Below are 16,583 nucleotides of genomic sequence, written 5' to 3'. Positions count from 1 at the left end.
GGCCGTGGAGGAGGGCCTCACGCTGGTGCTTGGCGGCGACGTGATGACCGGCCGCGGCATCGACCAGATCCTCGCCCGACCCGGCGACCCGGCACTCTACGAGTCCTTCGTGCGCGACGCGCGCGACTACGTGCGCCTGGCGGAGCGCGTCAACGGGCCCATCCCGCGCCGCGTCGATCCCGCCTACGTGTGGGGCGATGCGCTCGCCGAACTGACCGGCCACGGCCCGTGCCTGCGCATCGTCAACCTGGAAAGCGCGGTCACCCGCGCCGGCGAGCCCTGGCCGGGCAAGGGCATCCACTACCGCATGCACCCGGACAACGTCGCCTGCCTGAACGCCGCCGGCCTCGACGCCTGCGTGCTGGCCAACAACCACGTGCTCGACTGGGGCCGGGCCGGCCTGGAGGAGACGCTGGCCACGCTGCAGGCCGCCGGGCTGCGTACCGCCGGTGCCGGCCGCAGCGGCGACCTGGCCTGGGCACCGGCCGGCCTGGACGGGAGCGCGGGACGGCATCTGTTGCTGTTCGCCTGCGCCGCCGCCAGCAGCGGCGTGCCGCCGGAATGGGCGGCGGAGCGGGGTCGTGCGGGTGTGGCCCTGCTGCCCGACCTGTCGGATGCGACGGCGCGCCGGCTGTCCGACGACGTGGCGCGCCACCGCCGTGACGGCGACCTGGTGGTGCTGTCCGTCCACTGGGGCGGCAACTGGGGCACCGAGATCCCGAGCGCGCACCGGCGCTTCGCGCACCGGCTGATCGACTCGGGCGCCGTCGACCTGATCCACGGCCACTCCTCCCACCACCCGCTGGCCATGGAGGTGTACCGCGATCGCCTGATCCTCTACGGCTGCGGCGACCTGATCAACGACTACGAGGGGATCGAGCCGCACGGCGCGCTGCGCAGCGACGTGGGCTGCCTGTACCGCGTCCGGCTCGCGGTGGACGGCGCGCTGCGAAGCGCGGAGGTCGTGCCGATGCGCATGCGGCGCTTCCGCCTCGAGCGTGCCGATCCGGCAGCGATGCGCTGGGTCGCCGCGCTCTTCGACGAGGGTGGCCGTGCGCTGGGCACGCGGGTCGAAGTCAAGCGCGACGGCGTGCTGGGCCTGTGCAGCGCGTCGTGACGCATTTCTTGCGTGGCCTCAATGGGCTTGGGGGCCGGCCGGCGGAGCATGACGCGCGAACCTTCACGCGAATCGCAAGGACACGACCATGAGCCCGAAGCTGAGTGCCGGCGACATCTGCAACCGCATCGTGAGCTTCGCCGAGCGCGATCTGTCGGTGCTGCGCGCTGCACAGCTGATGCGCGACCATCACGTGGGCTGTCTGGTCGTCGTCGACGAGTCCAGTGGCGCGCGCCTGGTGGCGGGCATGCTGACCGACCGCGACATCGTCACTGCGGTGATCGCGAAGGAAGTCGACCCGGCCAAGCTGCGCGTGGAGGACGTGATGAGCGCCGACGCGGTCACGGCGCGGGAGGACGACTCGCTCACCGACCTGCTGCGCACGATGCGTCGTCGCGGCCTGCGCCGGCTGCCGGTCGTCGACGCCCGCGGGGCGCTGCTCGGGCTGGTCACGCTCGACGACCTGCTCGCACTGCTGGCCGGCCAGCTCGCCGACATGGCGCAGGCCATCCAGACCGAGCAGCAGCTCGAACTCGAGGCGCGTCCCTCAGGGCGCTGAAGGGGCGGCCGCCGCGTCGAGGGCGGCGATGACTTCGTCGTCGCTCACCTGATGGAAGTCGACGTAGTGGTTGCCGATGGCGTGGAAGAACTCCGGCTGCGCCAGGCAGACGATCTCGTCGACCTCCGAGCGCAGTTCGGCCAAGGTGTCGCCCGGCGCCACCGGGACGGCGATGACGAGACGCTTCGGATGCATCCTGCGCAGGCCCTTGAGCGCCGCGCGCATGGTCGTGCCGGTGGCGATGCCGTCATCGACGACGATCACCGTTGCGCCTTCCACCGCCAGCGGCGCTCGGCCGCGCAGGTAGACATGGCGGCGCCGCTCGATCTCGCGCAGTTCGCGCGCCTTCTCCTTCTCGATGTACTCGCTGTCGGCACCGGTCAGCGCGCTGGTCGATGCGTCGATCACCAGCTGCGGCGGGTTGCCGTCGACCACCGCGGCCACGGCCAGCTCGGGCTGCCAGGGGGCGCCGATCTTGCGCACCAGCAGCAGGTCCAGCGGCGCCTTCAGCGCCCGTGCCACTTCGAGACCGATCGGCAGCCCGCCGCGCGGCAGCGCCAGCACCACCACGCGGCCCTCGTGCGGCGTGGCAGCCAGACGCTTGGCGAGCAGTCGCCCGGCCTCGGCGCGGTTGGCGAAAGCCCCGCTCATCGCTTCTTGTCCTTCGCCGATTCCATGGAACCGCATCTTCCCCGCGCGCCAAGGCAGCGCATTGAGCCGCCTCACTGGCGCGCTGCCGCCGCCCCGTCACTTTCCGCAGTCGCCGCCCATCGACACCGTGCCATCCTTGCACTCGGTCAGGATGGGTGCCTCGTCGCGATCGGCCGTCACCTGGCCCGGCGCGTAGACGATCTTCTTGCGGCCGAGGTCGCAGCTGCCGACCACCTTGCCAGTGACCTTCGCGTCCCGGTCCACCACGGTCAGCGCGTAGCCCGAGGCTCCAGAGGCCTTGATCTTCCTGTCGATGCTGGCGCGGATCGTCTCGCAGTTGTCCGCCAGGGCCGCGCCGGGGGCGATCAGCAGGCACAGCGTCGCGATGCCGGCGTGGCTCATGGTTCCTCCGCGTCGATGCGAAGCTGCCGACGCACCGCGCCGCGTACCTGGGTGACGGCGCGAACACGCAGGCCGGCGCCTTCGGGCAACTCGACGGTGCAGTGGTAGTCCAGACTGTCGGTCTGGCCCGGATTGCTGGTCGGGATGCGGCGCGACCAGCGCTGCCTGCCGTCCAACTCCACCGTCAGTGCATGCCAGGCGCCTTCCGGGTCGTCCGGGCAACGCACGACGAAGCGCACATCGACGTGAAAGCGGCGGCTGCGCGTCAGGGAAGGGGGGATGTCGAGCGTGGCGACGTCGGCGTCGGCCACGTCGGTCCGCCAGTGTTCGGTGGTGGGGTCCGGCATGAGGCGGAGCTTGCCATGATCGTGCAGGGGGTGGCGGGGGCTGCCAGAATGGGTGGAACTCCTGTCTGAAGCGAATGATCTCCAGCGTCCTGTTCGTCTGCATGGGCAACATCTGCCGCTCGCCGACGGCCGAAGCGGTGATGCGGTACAAGCTGCGCGAGGCGGGCCTGCACGTTGCCGTGCGGGTGGACTCGGCCGGCACCCATGCCTGGCACGCCGGCGCCCCGCCGGATGGCCGATCGCAGACGCATGCGGCCCGGCGCGGTTACGATCTCGCTGCACTGCGAGCCCGCGAGGTGGTGGAGGCCGACTTTGACCAGTTCGACCTCATCCTGGCCATGGACTGGGACAATCTCGCCCTGCTCGAGGAGCGCTGCCCCCCGCCGTATCGGCGCAAGCTGGGGCGGTTGACCGAGCATTGCCGGCTGCACGACAGCCCGGTGGTGCCGGATCCTTACGCCGGCGGGCCGCAGGGCTTCGAGGAAGTGCTCGACCTGGTCGAAGACGCCTGCGATGGATTGGTGGGACTGATCCGGCGGCAGCCCCTGAGCGCTTGAGGGGAACTTCCGGGGTCGATCCCGACCAAAACAGTCGGTCTCAGGTATACTCGACCAAACCGCTCGGGATTGTCCGAGGGTGGGCGGGAGCCGACTGTCTGGACAGTTTCCAGAACCCTCGTGCCTTTGCCGGCTTTAGGAGATTTGAGATGCGATTGACCACCAAGGGCCGTTTTGCCGTGACCGCCATGATCGACCTGGCGCTGCGTGAGCACACCGGGCCCGTGGCCCTGGCCGCGATCAGTGCCCGCCAGCAAATCTCGTTGTCCTATCTTGAACAACTGTTCGGCAAGCTGCGTCGCCACGAACTGGTGGAGAGCACGCGTGGTCCGGGCGGTGGCTACTCGCTCGGCCGCAAGGCCGAGGAGATCACGGTCGCCGACATCATCGTCGCCGTCGACGAGCCGATCGACGCCACCGGCTGCGGCGGCAAGGGCGACTGCATGGGTGAAGACAGCGGCAAGTGCATGACGCACGACCTCTGGGCCAGTCTGAACGCCAAGATGATCGAGTTCCTCGACTCGGTGTCGCTGAAGAAGCTGGTCGACGAGCAGATCGCCAAGGGGGTCTCGATCGAGGAGCACCCGGTCAAGCGCGCGATCTCGTCGCAGCCGGTCGTCAAGCCGATCAAGGTGACCGCGCCGAACTCGGTGTTCGCCCTCGGCAACGCCTTCACCAAGTAACCGGCCTTCGCTTTCCGCCTCGCGTTCTGCCATGGAAATGACCCCGCACTTCCCGATCTACATGGACTATGGCGCCACCAACCCGGTGGACCAGCGCGTCGTCGACGCGATGATCCCCTGGCTGCGCGAGCATTTCGGCAACCCGGCGTCGCGCAGCCACGCCTGGGGATGGGAGGCGGAGGCAGCGGTGGAGAAGGCGCGCGAACAGGTGGCCGAACTGGTCGGCGCGGACCCGCGCGAGATCGTCTGGACTTCCGGCGCCACCGAGTCGAACAACCTCGCGCTGAAGGGCGCGGCACAGTTCTACAAGGGCCGTGGCAAGCACATCGTCACCGTGAAGACCGAGCACAAGGCGGTGCTCGACACGGTGCGCGAACTGGAGCGGCAGGGCTTCGAGGCCACCTATCTCGACGTGCAGGAAGACGGCCTGCTCGACCTGGAGAAGTTCAAGGCCGCGCTGCGCCCGGACACCATCCTGGTCTCGGTGATGTTCGTCAACAACGAGATCGGCGTGATCCAGGACATCGCGGCGATCGGCGCGATCTGCCGCGAGCGCGGCATCATCTTCCACGTCGATGCGGCGCAGGCCACCGGCAAGGTCGCGATCGACCTGAAGACGCTGCCGGTCGACCTGATGAGTCTGGCCTCGCACAAGACGTACGGCCCCAAGGGCATCGGCGCGCTCTACGTGCGACGCAAGCCGCGTGTGCGCATCGAGGCACAGATGCACGGCGGTGGCCACGAGCGCGGCATGCGCTCGGGCACGCTGCCCACGCACCAGATCGTCGGCATGGGCGAGGCCTTCCGCATCGCCCGCGAGGAGATGGGCACGGAGAGCGAACGCATCCGCATGCTGAGCAAGCGGCTGCTCGACGGCCTGAAGGACATCGAGCAGACCTTCCTCAACGGCCACCCCGAGAAGCGCGTGCCGCACAACGTCAACATGAGCTTCAATTTCGTCGAGGGCGAGTCGCTGATCATGGGCATCAAGGGCATCGCGGTGTCCTCGGGATCGGCATGCACTTCGGCCAGCCTGGAGCCGAGCTACGTGCTGCGCGCACTGGGGCGTTCCGACGAACTGGCGCACTCGAGCCTGCGCATGACGATCGGCCGGTTCACGACGGAAGAGGAGATCGACTACGTGGTCAGCACCCTGAAAGACCGCGTGGCAAAACTGCGCGAGCTCTCCCCGCTGTGGGAGATGTACCAGGACGGCGTGGACATCAGTGCCATCCAGTGGACGGCACATTGAACGAGTTGTTGGAGCACCACCATGGCATACAGCGAGAAGGTTATCGAGCACTACGAGCATCCGCGCAACGTCGGTTCATTTGAGAAGAGTGACGACACCGTGGGCACCGGCATGGTCGGCGCCCCGGCCTGCGGCGACGTGATGAAGCTGCAGATCAAGGTCAACCCGGTCACCGGCCTGATCGAGGACGCGAAGTTCAAGACCTACGGCTGCGGCTCGGCGATCGCGTCGAGCTCGCTGGTCACAGAATGGGTCAAGGGCAAGTCGCTCGACGAGGCGCTGACGATCAAGAACACCCAGATCGCCGAAGAACTGGCGCTGCCGCCGGTGAAGATCCACTGCTCCATCCTCGCCGAGGATGCGATCAAGGCGGCGGTCAACGACTACAAGGCCAAGACCGGCCAGACACAGTGAACCCAGCGACCATGGCAGTCACCCTGACCGAAGCAGCAGCCCGCCATGTCACGCGCTACCTGGCCAAGCGGGGCAAGGGCGTCGGCGTGCGCCTGGGCGTGAAGACCACGGGCTGCTCGGGCCTGGCCTACAAGCTCGAGTACGCCGACGAGTTCGCGCCCGAGGACGTCGTCTTCGAAGGCCATGGCGTCAAGGTGCTGGTCGACCCGAAGAGCCTGCCCTACATCGACGGCACCGAACTCGACTTCGTGCGCGAGGGGCTGAACGAGGGCTTCAAGTTCCATAACCCGCGCGAGAAAGACCGCTGCGGCTGCGGCGAGTCGTTCCGCGTCTGACCGACTGCCGATGACCCGAAGGCGCGGCCCGGAGCCGCGCTTTTTCTTTCGATGACCGTTGCCACCGTCTTCACACTGCGCGCCGAGAGCCCCGACCAGGCGGAGGTGCGCGCGCTGTTGGCCGAACTCGACGTCTACCTCGGCGGCCTCTACGCGCCCGAGCACAACCACATCCTCGACGTCGAGGCGCTGCTCGCCCCCGAAGTCAGTTTCCTCGTCGCACGGCATGCGGGCCGCGCGGTCGGCTGCGGCGCGGCGCGGCGGATGCCGGGCGAGGCGGCGACGCAGGGCCACCCGTACGGCGAGATCAAGCGCATGTACGTGAGACCGGCCTGTCGCGGACAGCGCCTCGGCGAGCAACTGCTTGCCGAACTCGAGGACGGACTGAAGCGCCGAGGCCTCGAGCTGGCTCTGCTGGAGACCGGCGACGCCCAGCCGGAGGCACTGCGCCTGTACGAGCGCTGCGGCTACGTGCGACGTGCACCCTTCGGTGGCTACGAGGACAACGGTACCAGCCTGTTCTACGAGAAGAGACTCGCATGAAGCTGGATGCCAACGACTTCGAACTGTTCGGCGTGCCGCAACGCTTCGCGCAGGACCGTGCCGAACTCGACGCGCGCTGGCGCACTCTGCAGGCCGAGGTGCATCCCGACCGCTTCGCCGCGGAAGGCGCGTCGGCCCAGCGTGTCGCGGTGCAGTGGGCGGTGCGCGTCAACGAGGCCTACCAGCGCCTGAAGGACCCGCTCAAGCGCGCCGCCTACCTGTGCGGGTTGTCCGGCCAGCCGATCGACGCCGAGAACAACACCGCCATGCCCGGCGCCTTCCTGATGCAGCAGATGGAGTGGCGCGAAGCCCTCGACGAGGCGCGCAGCATCGAGGAGGTCGAGGCGCTGGCCGAGCAGGTGGACGCACATCGGCGTGACGCCATCGCGCGACTGCAGCACACGCTGGACGAACAGCAAGATGCGGCTTCGGCGGCAGAGCAGGTGAGAGCCCTCATGTTCGTCGAGCGCTTTGCGCTGGACGTCGATCGACGCCTCGAGGCGCTGGGACAATAGCGCCATGGCCCTGCTCCAGATCTCCGAACCCGGCGGTACGCCCGACCCGCATCAGCGCCGCATTGCTGTCGGCATCGACCTCGGGACCACGCACTCGCTGGTGGCCTCGGTGCGGCACGGCGTCTCCGAATGCCTGCCCGACGAGCACGGTCGGGTGATCCTGCCTTCCGCCGTGCGCTACCTGCCGCAAGGGCGGCGCCAGATCGGTGCGGCGGCGCTGGCCGATGCCGCGCTCGACCCGCGCAATACCGTCGTCTCGGTGAAGCGCTTCATGGGTCGCGGCCTGGCCGACATCGCCGGGCGCGAGAAGCTGCCCTACGAGTTCGTCGACGCGCCGGGCATGCTGAAGATCCGTACGGTCGACGGCGAGAAGTCGCCGGTGGAAGTCTCGGCCGAGATCCTCGCCGCGTTGCGCCAGCGTGCCGAGGACAGTTTCGACGACGAGCTGTTCGGGGCGGTGATCACGGTGCCCGCCTATTTCGACGACGCGCAGCGCCAGGCCACCAAGGACGCCGCGCAACTCGCCGGACTGAACGTCCTGCGGCTGATCAGCGAGCCCACGGCGGCGGCGATCGCCTACGGGCTGGAGCATGGCGCCGAAGGCCTCTACGCCGTGTACGACCTGGGTGGTGGCACCTTCGACATCTCGTTGCTGCGCCTGTCGGCCGGCGTGTTCGAGGTCGTGGCCACCGGCGGCGACTCGGCGCTGGGCGGCGATGATTTCGACGCCGCGCTCGCGGAGCACGCGCTTCGGCGCGCCGGGCTGGACGCAACCACGCCCGAGGACAAGCGGTCTATCCTTGCCGCCGCACGTGCGGCCAAGGAGAAGCTCTCGCAGGCCGACCACGCCACGCTGGCCTGTCCGCTGGCCGCCGGCGAGCTCGACGTGCGCATCACGCGCGACGAATTCGTCGCCCTGACCGAGCCGCTGATCGCGCGCACGCTCGTCGCGGTGCGCAAGGTGTTGCGCGACGCCAAGGTCGGCAAGGGCGAGGTCAAGGGGGTGGTGATGGTCGGGGGCTCCACGCGCATGCCGCGCGTTCAGGCCGCGGTCGGCGAGCTGTTCGGCATGACGCCGTTGACCAATCTCAATCCCGACGAGGTGGTGGCGCTCGGCGCCGCCATTCAGGCCAACGCGCTGGCCGGCAACGCCGGCGCCGACGAACTGTTGCTGCTCGACGTGATCCCGCTGTCACTGGGCCTCGAAACCATGGGCGGCCTGGTCGAGCGCATCATCCCGCGCAACAGCACCATCCCCACCGCTCGTGCGCAGGACTTCACCACCTTCAAGGATGGCCAGACCGCGATGGCCATCCACGTGCTGCAAGGCGAGCGCGAGCTGATCTCCGACTGCCGATCGCTGGCGCGCTTCGAGCTGCGCGGCATTCCACCGATGGTGGCAGGCGCAGCACGCATCCGCGTCACCTTCCAGGTCGATGCCGACGGCCTGCTGAGCGTCAGCGCGCGCGAGGAAGGCTCGGGGGTGCAGGCGGCGATCAGCGTCAAGCCGAGCTACGGCTTGTCGGACGAGGACATCGCGCGCATGCTGAGCGAGAGCTTCTCCACCGCGGAGGCCGACATGCGCGAGCGCAGCCTGCGCGAGTCGCGCGTCGAGGCCGAACGGCTGCTGCTGGCCACGCAGGCGGCGCTGCAGGCCGACGGTGACCTGCTCGACGCCGCCGCGCGCCGGGCCATCGACGAGCAGATGGCTGCCGTGTCACGCGCCCGCGAGAGCACCGACCACCACCGCATCGACGAGGCCGTCGAGGCCTTGGCCAAGAGCACCGAAGCGTTCGCCGCCGAACGCATGAACCGCGGCATCCGCCAGGCCCTGGCCGGAAAGCGCGTCGAGGAAGTCTGAGCATGCCCGTCATCCGCATCCTGCCGCACCCCGATTACTGCCCCGAAGGCGCCGAGATCACGGCGCCGGCCGGTACTTCGCTGTGCGAGGCCATGCTCGACAACGACGTCGAGATCGAGCACGCCTGCGAGATGAGTTGCGCATGCACCACCTGCCACGTGGTGGTGCGCGAGGGTTTCGAGTCGCTGGGCGAGATGGACGAGAGCGAGGAAGACCTTCTCGACCGAGCCTGGGGCCTGGAGCCCACCTCGCGGCTGTCCTGCCAGGCCATCCTGTCGAACAAGGACGTCACGATCGAGATTCCGAAGTACTCGATCAATCACGCCAAGGAAAAGCACTGAAAAAAGTGCCCCAGGCCGGGAAGGCCTGAGGCATCTTCAAAGGGACATGCCCTGCTGAGGAGACAGCGACAGGTGCTCTGCCACCCGTCACAGCTTCACAAGCAAGTGGCGTGCCGGCAGGCCGGCGATTTCAATGCTGGCGGCCGCAGTCCTCCAGGAAGCCGATCAGTTCCTCGCGCAGCTCGTAGTACCGCGCGTGGTTGAGAAGCCCCTCGCGAGTGCGAGGACGTTGCAGCGGCACATCCATGACGCGCCCGATCTTGGCGCGAGGGCCGTTGCTCATCATCACCACGCGGTCGGCCAGGAGGATGGCTTCGTCCACGTCGTGAGTGACCATGATGGCGGTGACCTGGCTGCGCGACCAAACCTCCATCAGTACCTCCTGAAGTTCCCATCGCGTCAGCGAATCCAGCATGCCGAAGGGCTCGTCCAGCAGCAGCAGCTTGGGATTGAGCGCGAACGCCCGTGCGATCCCGACGCGCTGCTTCATGCCGTTGGACAATTCCGAGGCCTTCTTGTCCATCGAACTGCCGAGCCCGACGCGGTTGAGGTAGTAGCCCACCGTGTCCTCCCGTTCGCCGGGCGAGGCGTGCGGAAAGACACGCTCGACCCCGAGCATGACGTTGTCGTGCGCACTCAACCAGGGCACCAGGCTCGGCGCCTGAAACACCAGGCCCCGGTCCGGACCGGCATCCATCACTTCGCGTCCGTCAAGGACGATGACGCCTTCGGTGATGCCCGTCAGGCCTGCCACCATCGACAGAACGGTCGACTTGCCGCAACCGGAGTGGCCGATGATCGAGATGAACTCCCCCTTGCGCATCTTCAGGTCGAAGCCGTCGACGACGGTCTGCGGGCCTTTCGGCGTCGGGTACACCTTGACCAGGCGGGAGAACTCGACATAGCGGTCGTCGCCGGACCTGGCCGCAGCTGCCGCAGGATTCAGCGGCGACTGGGCTGGCACGGCACGAAGCTCCGACTCGATGCGCTCGACGACGTCTGCGTGCCGAAGGCCCATGAGCGAGGCCACGCTGCGCGTGGGGGCGGCGGAGCTCGCCTTGGGTGTCAGCTGAGGCAGCTGGAAGACCTTCGCTCCCTGCATGGCCTGGCGCTGGTGCGCCATGCCGATCAGGTACTGCGTGATTTCACCGCGAAGCTCCTGGAAGCGCCGGTCGTGGTTCATCTCTCGGCGATCACGCGGTCTGGCCACGTCGACCAGGAAAGAGGGGCCCAGCCTGGCGCGCGGCCCGATGTCGAGCGGGATGATGCGGTCAGCCACCATCAACGCCTCATCGACGTCGTTGGTGATCATCAGCACCGTCTTCCTGTCTTCGCTCCAGATCTTGACGATCTCGTCCTGCAGGTTGGCGCGCGTCAACGCATCCAGGGCGGACAGCGGCTCATCGAGCAACAGCACGTCAGGGTCGGTGGCCAGGGCGCGAGCCACCGACACCCGCTGGCGCATGCCGCCGGAGAGCTGGGCAGGCATCTTGTCGATGGCCGGACTCAGGCCGACCATGGCGACGTACCGCTTGACGCGTTCGGCGCGCTGCGCAGCACTGTCCTGGGCAAAGACGCGGTCGACCGCCAATGCCACGTTCTGGCGAACGCTCAGCCATGGCATCAGCGAGTAGTTCTGGAACACGATCCCTCGATCCGGGCCGGGCTCCGTGATCGGTTGACCGTCCTTCAGGACGCCGCCGCTGTCGGCGCTGATCAGACCGGCCAGCAGGCTGACCAGCGTGGTCTTCCCGCTCCCGGAGAAGCCGACGATGGCGACGAACTCGCCTTGATCGACGCGCAGGTTCAGCCCCTCGAGCACGCAGACGCGGCTCGCACCGCTTCCATAGCTCTTGCTGACGTTGCGCAGTTCAAGGGAGGCACTGGCCAAGGCCGGCGCGGAGGGTGTCGCCGGACTCGACGCCAGCGTGCGCCCGGACTGCGGCGGATGTGTTGGCAGCTTCAACGCGGTGTTCATGGGGTGGCCCTCGTCAGCTTCGCGCGAAGAGGTTCTGGAGAACTTGCATGGCCCGATCGAGCGCGAAGCCGATCACTCCGATGGTGAACACGGCGACCATGATGCGGCCGAGCGAGTCCGAACTGCCGTTCTGGAATTCGTCCCAGACGAACTTGCCGAGTCCGGGGTTCTGCGCGAGCATTTCCGCCGCGATCAGCACCATCCAGCCCACGCCCAGCGACAGGCGCATGCCGGTGAAGATGAAGGGCAGGGCCGATGGCAGGATGATCTTGCGAACGCGTGTGGAGAGCGGCAGCTTCAGTACCTTTCCCACGTTCACGAGGTCCTTGTCCACCGAGGTCACGCCGACGGCCGTGTTGATCAGCGTGGTCCACAGGGAGCACAGCGTGACCGTGATTGCCGAGACCAGGAACGACTTCTGGAACATCGGCGGCCCGCTCGTGACGTACACGGCGCTGACCACCAGCGTGACGATCGGAAGCCAAGCCAGCGGCGAAACCGGCCGGAAGATCTGCACGATCGGATTGATGGCGGACTGCACGATCTTCGACGACCCGGCCAGGATGCCCAAGGGGACGGCGATGATGGTGGCCAGCAGAAAGCCGGTGAAGACCGTGTACAGACTCGTGAAGATCTGATCGATGTAGGTCGGCTTGCCGGTCCACTCGAAATGTCGAGGCTGGTAGTTCGGATCCTCGGCCAGACGTTCCTGGTTGCGCTTGTCCTGTCGCTCGTAGAACTCGCGGCGCTTGATCCGTTCGCCGAGATGGTCGTCCCAGAGTGTCCTGGCCTGCTCGAACACCTGGGCCGGCCCCGGAATCGCGCCGAGGCTGGTCTGGATGCGGGGCGCCAAAGCGGCCCACACGGCGAGGAAGATCACCATCGCCACCAGCGGAACGCCGGCATTCAGGAGCAACGCGCGCGCGAGAAGGCGTGGATCGCGGCGCAGTCCGCCGCCGATGCGTCTGAGAATGAATTCCATGGTCAGGTCCTGACGAATGTCGACGTGAGTGGGCCCGGACCGCGCCCAGTGGCCGCGGTCCGCAGGCGCTTCAGACCGAGTCGGCCTGCTTCAGCCCGATCTTGAATTTGTTCAGGTACTCATTGGGCTTGCGGCCGTCGTAGACGATGCCGTCGATGAAGCCGTCCTGCGGCCCCTTGAAGCCGTCGGACTTGTCCGGGAAGTCGCTGGCTTTCGCCTTGCCTTCCGCAATCAAGGCCTGCGCAGCCTTCATGTAGACCGCAGGCAGGTAAACCTTCTTCGCGGTCTCCATGTACCAGCTGTCGGGCTTGGCATCGGTGATCTGGCCCCAGCGGCGCATCTGCGTGAGGTACCAGATGGCGTCGCTGTAGAAGGGGTAGGTGGCGAAGTAGCGGAAGAACACATTGAAGTCGGGCAGCGGGCGCTTGTCGCCCTTCTCGTACTCGAAGGTGCCGGTCATGCTGTTTCCGATGACCGCGGCATCCGCGCCCACATAGTTCGGCTGGGCCAGAATCTTCACCGCCTCGACCCGATTGGCCATGCTCGCGTCGAGCCACATGCACGCGCGGATGAGTGCCTTCACCACGGCGACATGGGTGTTCGGGTTCTTGTCGGCCCAGCCGCGTGTGACGCCGAACACCTTCTCCGGATTGTTCTTCCAGATCTCGTAGTCGGTGATGACGGGCACTCCCAGGCCCTTGACCACGGCCTGCTGGTTCCAGGGCTCGCCCACGCAATAGCCATTGATGGTCCCGGCTTCCATGGTGGAGGGCATCTGCGGCGGCGGCGTGACGGACAGCAGCACGTCGGCACCTTTGGTGCCGCTGATGTCCGTCGAGCTGTAGAAGCCGGGGTTCAGCCCCCCGGCGGCGAGCCAGTAGCGCAGCTCGTAGTTGTGGGTGGAGACCGGGAACACCATGCCCATCTTGAACGGCTTGCCCTGGGCCTTCCACTTGTCGACGACCTTCTTCAGCGCATCGGCCTTGATGGGATGCTTGACCTTGCCGCCCTCCATCGGGAGCATCGGCTTCATCTCCTGCCAGACTGCATTCGACACCGTGATGCCGTTGCCGTTGAGATCCATGCTGAAGGCGGTCACCACGTCGGCCTTGGTACCGAACCCGATCGTTGCGCCCAGGGGCTGACCGGCGAGCATGTGTGCACCGTCGAGCTGTCCGTCGATCACGCGGTCCAGCAGCACTTTCCAGTTGGCCTGGGCTTCGAGCGTGACGTTCAGGCCCTCGTCCTCGAAGAAGTGCTTTTCGTAGGCGATGACGAGCGGGGCGCAGTCCGTGAGCTTGATGAACCCGAACTTCAGGACTTCCTTCTCGGGCAGTGGCCTCTTCTGAGCGAGTGCCGCCGTCGAACCGAGCAGGCTGCTTCCCGCCAGCGCGGCCGATCCGGCAATGAGTCGGCGACGACGGATGTTGGGGTTTGAAGATTGGGTCATGTTGAGCTCCTGCGAGACGTGGTCGGTGAAAAGGGTGGATCGGCGACGAGTCGGCATGGATCCGCTACGCCAACGCACTCTGCGGTGCGGCGAATCGGATTCGGAAGCTGTCGGCGTAAGCGGCCGGTTCGGTGCCGTTCCACAGCACGCCGTCGATCAGCGTGCTGCTGCGCATGGGCTGCGCCGGCGCGCTGATGTTCAGTGCGCTCGCGGCTTGCCTGTAGAGATCGGTGCGATTGATCTGCCGAGCCACCGCGAGGTAGTCCGGATGCTCCCTGAGCAACCCCCAGCGCTTGTGCTGGGTCATGAACCACATTCCGTCAGACAGGTACGGGAAGTTGACGGAGCCGTCAGAGAAGAAGCTCAGGCTGTCGGGATCGTCCCAGGACCTTCCCATCCCGTTCTGGTAGCGACCCAGGATGCGCGGACTGATGGCCTCGACGCTCGTGTTGACGAAGGCCCTGCCGGCGATCGTCTCGGCCATCTTCAACTTGTTCTGCGGGCTGGCTTCGATCCAGCGACTCGCCTCCAGCACCGCCATCACCGCGGCGCGGCAGGTGTTGGGATGTTTGCGGACGAACTCGCTGGTGGTGCCCAGAACCTTTTCAGGGTGATTCTTCCAGACCTCCTGTGAGGTGGCCGCGGTGACGCCGATGCCGTCGATCACGGCTCGATGGTTCCATGGTTCGCCGACACTGAAGCCATCGACATGCCCGTCGCGCATGTGGGCCACCATCTGGGATGGCGGCACGGTGACGACCTTGGTGTCGGTGGAAGGGTTGATGCCTGCCGAGGCCAGCCAGTAGTACAGCCACATGGCATGCGTGCCGGTGGGGAAGGTCTGTGCGAAGGTGTAGTCGCGCCTTTCCTTCTTCATGAGCCGCGCCAACGACGTTGCGTCTGTGGCACCCTTCGCGGCGAGTTCCCTGGAAAGGGTCAGTCCCTGTCCGTTCTGGCTCAGGGTCATCAGTACCGCCATGTCGTGCTTCGGCCCGCCGATGCCCAGATGCACGCCATAGACCAGACCGTAGAGCGCGTGCGCCATGTCGATTTCGCCGCTCACGAGCTTGTCTCGCACGCCTGCCCACGAGGCTTCGCGCGTCGGGACGATCTTGATGCCGTGCTTCGCGTCGAATCCGAGCTCCGAGGCCATCACGACCGAGGCGCAGTCCGTCAGTGGCATGAAGCCGATGCGCACTTCCTCCTTCTCGGGCTTGTCCGAGCCCTGCACATGCACGGCAGTACGCGCCCCGGGCAGGTCTGCCGGCGCGCGTACATTCGAATCGGCTGTGGCGTGATCTGGCTGGCTCATGGGCGTCGAGTCGGTCGAGGCTGCTTCGAGGTCGAGGGCAGGATCGCAGGCAAAAAAAAACGTCCGCACGTGTTCAGCCCATCGGGCTGAGTTCGTGAGGACGTCGTCGTCCCACCGCAGCGAGTCGGCCTCGAGGCGCTGCGGTGATCGGGAGGGTCGCCTTTGACCCTTCCGACGAAGTCGGAGCAATCAGCGTGCCAGCCGGTGGCGCGGTGGTTTCATCAGAATCGATGCTGCGATGCACCAATCTCGTGGCGCTCGGGGCCGAACTGCACCGCCGCGGTGCAGGTTCGCTCAAATCAGCAGATCGGCGACGTCGATGATGCGCTGCGCCACCTCGACCAGGCGCATGCCACGGTCCATCGCGGTCTTGCGCAGGCGCGCATAGGCCTGGTCTTCGGTGAGCGCGTGTCGCGCAATCAGGATCCCCTTGGCCTTGTCGATCACCTTTCGCTCGCTCAACTGCGTCCGCGCGTCGGCCAATTCCCGGCGCAGTGCTTCTTCGTGGGCGAATCGTGCAAGCGCCACATCCAGGACCGGACGAATGCGTTCCGGCGCGAGCCCGGCCACCACGTATGCCGAGACACCCGCTGCAATGGCGGCCCCGACGCCGCTCGTGTCTTCGTCGTTGGTGAACAGCACAATCGGACGACGTGCGTCTCGGGTGGCCATGACCACATGCTCAAGAGTGTCCCGAGCCTGGCTCTCGGCATCGACGATGATCATGTCGGGAGCGATCTGCGCCAGCCGTTCCGGGAGGAAGGGATCGGCCGGCAACATGGCGACGATGTTGTAGCCGCTCTCCAGCAGGCCGATACGCAGGCTGCGCGAGCGCTCCAGCTCACCTTCGCTCAGCGCGTCCGACAGATCGCGGTCCGCTGCCTCGGGGGCGACGATGACGATGCGAAGTGGTTGCGGGGGCGGCATGGCAGGCGCACCGCAACATTCGCGCCAAGGGACCGGTCCCCGGTCCGGCCGCCGTCAGCCGCGTCGGGTGTTGCCGTTGCGGGCCGGCAGACTGCGGCGCAGCCATTCTCCGAGTGGGCGCAGCGGACTGCTGAAGGCCAGCCGCGGCACGTCGCGTTCGACCACCAGTCCACGGCCGGCGAGCATGCCAAGGAAAGCGGTGACCTGCTGCCGCGCCAGACCGCTGTGCGCGCACAACTCGGCGAGCGTGACATGGCGCTGAGACATGTCGCTGAGCATGCGGCGATAGGCCATGCGCTCATGAGACGCGTCGAGGTCGGGCCAAGCGGATAGTCGATACTCTTTCATGCATCCAAC

General features: G+C 67.0%; 20 protein-coding genes. 11 read left to right on the top strand and 9 right to left on the bottom strand.

Going from position 1 to position 16,583, the window contains the following annotated elements:
• Positions 1 to 4: 4 nt before the first annotated feature.
• Both Q0599_RS13245 and Q0599_RS13240 read left to right on the top strand, forming a co-directional pair.
• Positions 5 to 1,117 carry a CapA family protein gene (locus Q0599_RS13245; protein WP_298830111.1) on the top strand — a complete coding sequence of 371 codons (1,113 nt, stop codon included), beginning with the start codon at positions 5 to 7 and terminating at the stop codon, positions 1,115 to 1,117.
• An 88-nt stretch (positions 1,118 to 1,205) separates the two neighbouring features.
• Positions 1,206 to 1,676 (top strand): CBS domain-containing protein, encoded by a 471-nt coding sequence (locus Q0599_RS13240; protein ID WP_298830109.1) that lies wholly within the window; start codon positions 1,206 to 1,208, stop codon positions 1,674 to 1,676.
• Here the strand turns inward: Q0599_RS13240 and Q0599_RS13235 are convergent.
• The 3 genes from Q0599_RS13235 to Q0599_RS13225 form a co-directional block, all read right to left on the bottom strand.
• Positions 1,665 to 2,327 (bottom strand): phosphoribosyltransferase, encoded by a 663-nt coding sequence (locus Q0599_RS13235; RefSeq protein WP_298830107.1) that lies wholly within the window; start codon positions 2,325 to 2,327, stop codon positions 1,665 to 1,667. The genes Q0599_RS13240 and Q0599_RS13235 overlap by 12 nt on opposite strands.
• A 96-nt stretch (positions 2,328 to 2,423) precedes the next feature.
• Complete coding sequence (locus Q0599_RS13230) at positions 2,424 to 2,729, bottom strand: DUF1161 domain-containing protein (protein ID WP_298830105.1); 306 nt, start codon at positions 2,727 to 2,729, stop codon at positions 2,424 to 2,426.
• Positions 2,726 to 3,076 (bottom strand): hypothetical protein, encoded by a 351-nt coding sequence (locus Q0599_RS13225; RefSeq protein WP_298830103.1) that lies wholly within the window; start codon positions 3,074 to 3,076, stop codon positions 2,726 to 2,728. Before Q0599_RS13225 ends, Q0599_RS13230 begins: the two co-directional genes overlap by 4 nt.
• A gap of 74 nt (positions 3,077 to 3,150) precedes the next feature.
• Between Q0599_RS13225 and Q0599_RS13220 the strand changes: the two genes are divergently transcribed.
• The 9 genes from Q0599_RS13220 (at position 3,151) to fdx (ending at position 9,577) form a co-directional block, all read left to right on the top strand.
• Entirely contained in the window at positions 3,151 to 3,633 is a 483-nt protein-coding gene (locus Q0599_RS13220) for a low molecular weight protein-tyrosine-phosphatase (protein WP_298830101.1), read from the top strand.
• A gap of 149 nt (positions 3,634 to 3,782) precedes the next feature.
• Positions 3,783 to 4,316: a Fe-S cluster assembly transcription factor gene (locus Q0599_RS13215; protein WP_298830099.1), complete on the top strand. Its 534-nt coding sequence runs from the start codon at positions 3,783 to 3,785 to the stop codon at positions 4,314 to 4,316.
• 31 nt (positions 4,317 to 4,347) lie between these two features.
• Positions 4,348 to 5,568 carry an IscS subfamily cysteine desulfurase gene (locus tag Q0599_RS13210; protein ID WP_298830098.1) on the top strand — a complete coding sequence of 407 codons (1,221 nt, stop codon included), beginning with the start codon at positions 4,348 to 4,350 and terminating at the stop codon, positions 5,566 to 5,568.
• A 21-nt stretch (positions 5,569 to 5,589) separates the two neighbouring features.
• On the top strand, positions 5,590 to 5,982 hold the full coding sequence (gene iscU, locus Q0599_RS13205) for a Fe-S cluster assembly scaffold IscU (RefSeq protein ID WP_298830097.1): 393 nt from the start codon (positions 5,590 to 5,592) through the stop codon (positions 5,980 to 5,982).
• 11 nt (positions 5,983 to 5,993) lie between these two features.
• The gene (gene iscA, locus Q0599_RS13200) at positions 5,994 to 6,317 is read left to right on the top strand and encodes an iron-sulfur cluster assembly protein IscA (RefSeq protein WP_298830095.1); all 324 of its coding nucleotides are present in this window, start codon (positions 5,994 to 5,996) and stop codon (positions 6,315 to 6,317) included.
• Positions 6,318 to 6,368: 51 nt separating this feature from the next.
• Positions 6,369 to 6,860, top strand: a complete 492-nt coding sequence (locus tag Q0599_RS13195) for a GNAT family N-acetyltransferase (RefSeq protein ID WP_298830094.1) — start codon at positions 6,369 to 6,371, stop codon at positions 6,858 to 6,860.
• On the top strand, positions 6,857 to 7,375 hold the full coding sequence (hscB, locus tag Q0599_RS13190; protein ID WP_298830092.1) for a Fe-S protein assembly co-chaperone HscB: 519 nt from the start codon (positions 6,857 to 6,859) through the stop codon (positions 7,373 to 7,375). Before Q0599_RS13195 ends, hscB begins: the two co-directional genes overlap by 4 nt.
• 4 nt (positions 7,376 to 7,379) lie before the next feature.
• Positions 7,380 to 9,236 (top strand): Fe-S protein assembly chaperone HscA, encoded by a 1,857-nt coding sequence (gene hscA / locus Q0599_RS13185; protein WP_298830090.1) that lies wholly within the window; start codon positions 7,380 to 7,382, stop codon positions 9,234 to 9,236.
• Positions 9,237 to 9,238: 2 nt separating this feature from the next.
• Entirely contained in the window at positions 9,239 to 9,577 is a 339-nt protein-coding gene (gene fdx / locus Q0599_RS13180; RefSeq protein WP_298830088.1) for an ISC system 2Fe-2S type ferredoxin, read from the top strand.
• A gap of 130 nt (positions 9,578 to 9,707) precedes the next feature.
• Here the strand turns inward: fdx and Q0599_RS13175 are convergent, their stop codons facing one another.
• From Q0599_RS13175 to Q0599_RS13150, 6 genes are all read right to left on the bottom strand, one after another.
• Positions 9,708 to 11,555, bottom strand: coding sequence for a nitrate ABC transporter ATP-binding protein (locus Q0599_RS13175; protein ID WP_298830087.1), 1,848 nt, complete (start codon positions 11,553 to 11,555; stop codon positions 9,708 to 9,710).
• A 13-nt stretch (positions 11,556 to 11,568) separates the two neighbouring features.
• Positions 11,569 to 12,537: an ABC transporter permease gene (locus Q0599_RS13170; RefSeq protein WP_298830086.1), complete on the bottom strand. Its 969-nt coding sequence runs from the start codon at positions 12,535 to 12,537 to the stop codon at positions 11,569 to 11,571.
• A gap of 70 nt (positions 12,538 to 12,607) precedes the next feature.
• Positions 12,608 to 13,987, bottom strand: a complete 1,380-nt coding sequence (locus Q0599_RS13165; protein ID WP_298830085.1) for a CmpA/NrtA family ABC transporter substrate-binding protein — start codon at positions 13,985 to 13,987, stop codon at positions 12,608 to 12,610.
• Positions 13,988 to 14,051: 64 nt separating this feature from the next.
• Positions 14,052 to 15,368: a CmpA/NrtA family ABC transporter substrate-binding protein gene (locus Q0599_RS13160; protein WP_298830084.1), complete on the bottom strand. Its 1,317-nt coding sequence runs from the start codon at positions 15,366 to 15,368 to the stop codon at positions 14,052 to 14,054.
• Between the two features lie 225 nt (positions 15,369 to 15,593).
• Positions 15,594 to 16,226: an ANTAR domain-containing response regulator gene (locus tag Q0599_RS13155; RefSeq protein WP_298830082.1), complete on the bottom strand. Its 633-nt coding sequence runs from the start codon at positions 16,224 to 16,226 to the stop codon at positions 15,594 to 15,596.
• Positions 16,227 to 16,280: 54 nt separating this feature from the next.
• On the bottom strand, positions 16,281 to 16,520 hold the full coding sequence (locus Q0599_RS13150; RefSeq protein WP_298830080.1) for a hypothetical protein: 240 nt from the start codon (positions 16,518 to 16,520) through the stop codon (positions 16,281 to 16,283).
• Positions 16,521 to 16,583: the final 63 nt, after the last annotated feature.

The organism is uncultured Piscinibacter sp. (genome assembly GCF_937952055.1).
Lineage (GTDB): Bacteria > Pseudomonadota > Gammaproteobacteria > Burkholderiales > Burkholderiaceae_C > Piscinibacter.
Note: the sequence above shows the minus strand (reverse complement) of the source record. Positions and strands in the feature narration are given on the sequence as shown.

Bases quoted from the DNA above. Each gene is read 5' to 3' on its own strand.
- Q0599_RS13230 (WP_298830105.1), bottom strand. From the start codon at position 2,729: ATGAGCCACGCCGGCATCGCGACGCTGTGCCTGCTGATCGCCCCCGGC.
- hscB (WP_298830092.1), top strand. From the start codon at position 6,857: ATGAAGCTGGATGCCAACGACTTCGAACTGTTCGGCGTGCCGCAACGC.
- iscU (WP_298830097.1), top strand. From the start codon at position 5,590: ATGGCATACAGCGAGAAGGTTATCGAGCACTACGAGCATCCGCGCAAC.
- Q0599_RS13220 (WP_298830101.1), top strand. From the start codon at position 3,151: ATGATCTCCAGCGTCCTGTTCGTCTGCATGGGCAACATCTGCCGCTCG.
- Q0599_RS13195 (WP_298830094.1), top strand. From the start codon at position 6,369: ATGACCGTTGCCACCGTCTTCACACTGCGCGCCGAGAGCCCCGACCAG.
- Q0599_RS13240 (WP_298830109.1), top strand. From the start codon at position 1,206: ATGAGCCCGAAGCTGAGTGCCGGCGACATCTGCAACCGCATCGTGAGC.
- Q0599_RS13215 (WP_298830099.1), top strand. From the start codon at position 3,783: ATGCGATTGACCACCAAGGGCCGTTTTGCCGTGACCGCCATGATCGAC.
- Q0599_RS13225 (WP_298830103.1), bottom strand. From the start codon at position 3,076: ATGCCGGACCCCACCACCGAACACTGGCGGACCGACGTGGCCGACGCC.
- Q0599_RS13175 (WP_298830087.1), bottom strand. From the start codon at position 11,555: ATGAACACCGCGTTGAAGCTGCCAACACATCCGCCGCAGTCCGGGCGC.
- Q0599_RS13170 (WP_298830086.1), bottom strand. From the start codon at position 12,537: ATGGAATTCATTCTCAGACGCATCGGCGGCGGACTGCGCCGCGATCCA.
- hscA (WP_298830090.1), top strand. From the start codon at position 7,380: ATGGCCCTGCTCCAGATCTCCGAACCCGGCGGTACGCCCGACCCGCAT.
- Q0599_RS13210 (WP_298830098.1), top strand. From the start codon at position 4,348: ATGGAAATGACCCCGCACTTCCCGATCTACATGGACTATGGCGCCACC.
- iscA (WP_298830095.1), top strand. From the start codon at position 5,994: ATGGCAGTCACCCTGACCGAAGCAGCAGCCCGCCATGTCACGCGCTAC.
- Q0599_RS13155 (WP_298830082.1), bottom strand. From the start codon at position 16,226: ATGCCGCCCCCGCAACCACTTCGCATCGTCATCGTCGCCCCCGAGGCA.
- fdx (WP_298830088.1), top strand. From the start codon at position 9,239: ATGCCCGTCATCCGCATCCTGCCGCACCCCGATTACTGCCCCGAAGGC.
- Q0599_RS13165 (WP_298830085.1), bottom strand. From the start codon at position 13,987: ATGACCCAATCTTCAAACCCCAACATCCGTCGTCGCCGACTCATTGCC.
- Q0599_RS13235 (WP_298830107.1), bottom strand. From the start codon at position 2,327: ATGAGCGGGGCTTTCGCCAACCGCGCCGAGGCCGGGCGACTGCTCGCC.
- Q0599_RS13150 (WP_298830080.1), bottom strand. From the start codon at position 16,520: ATGGCCTATCGCCGCATGCTCAGCGACATGTCTCAGCGCCATGTCACG.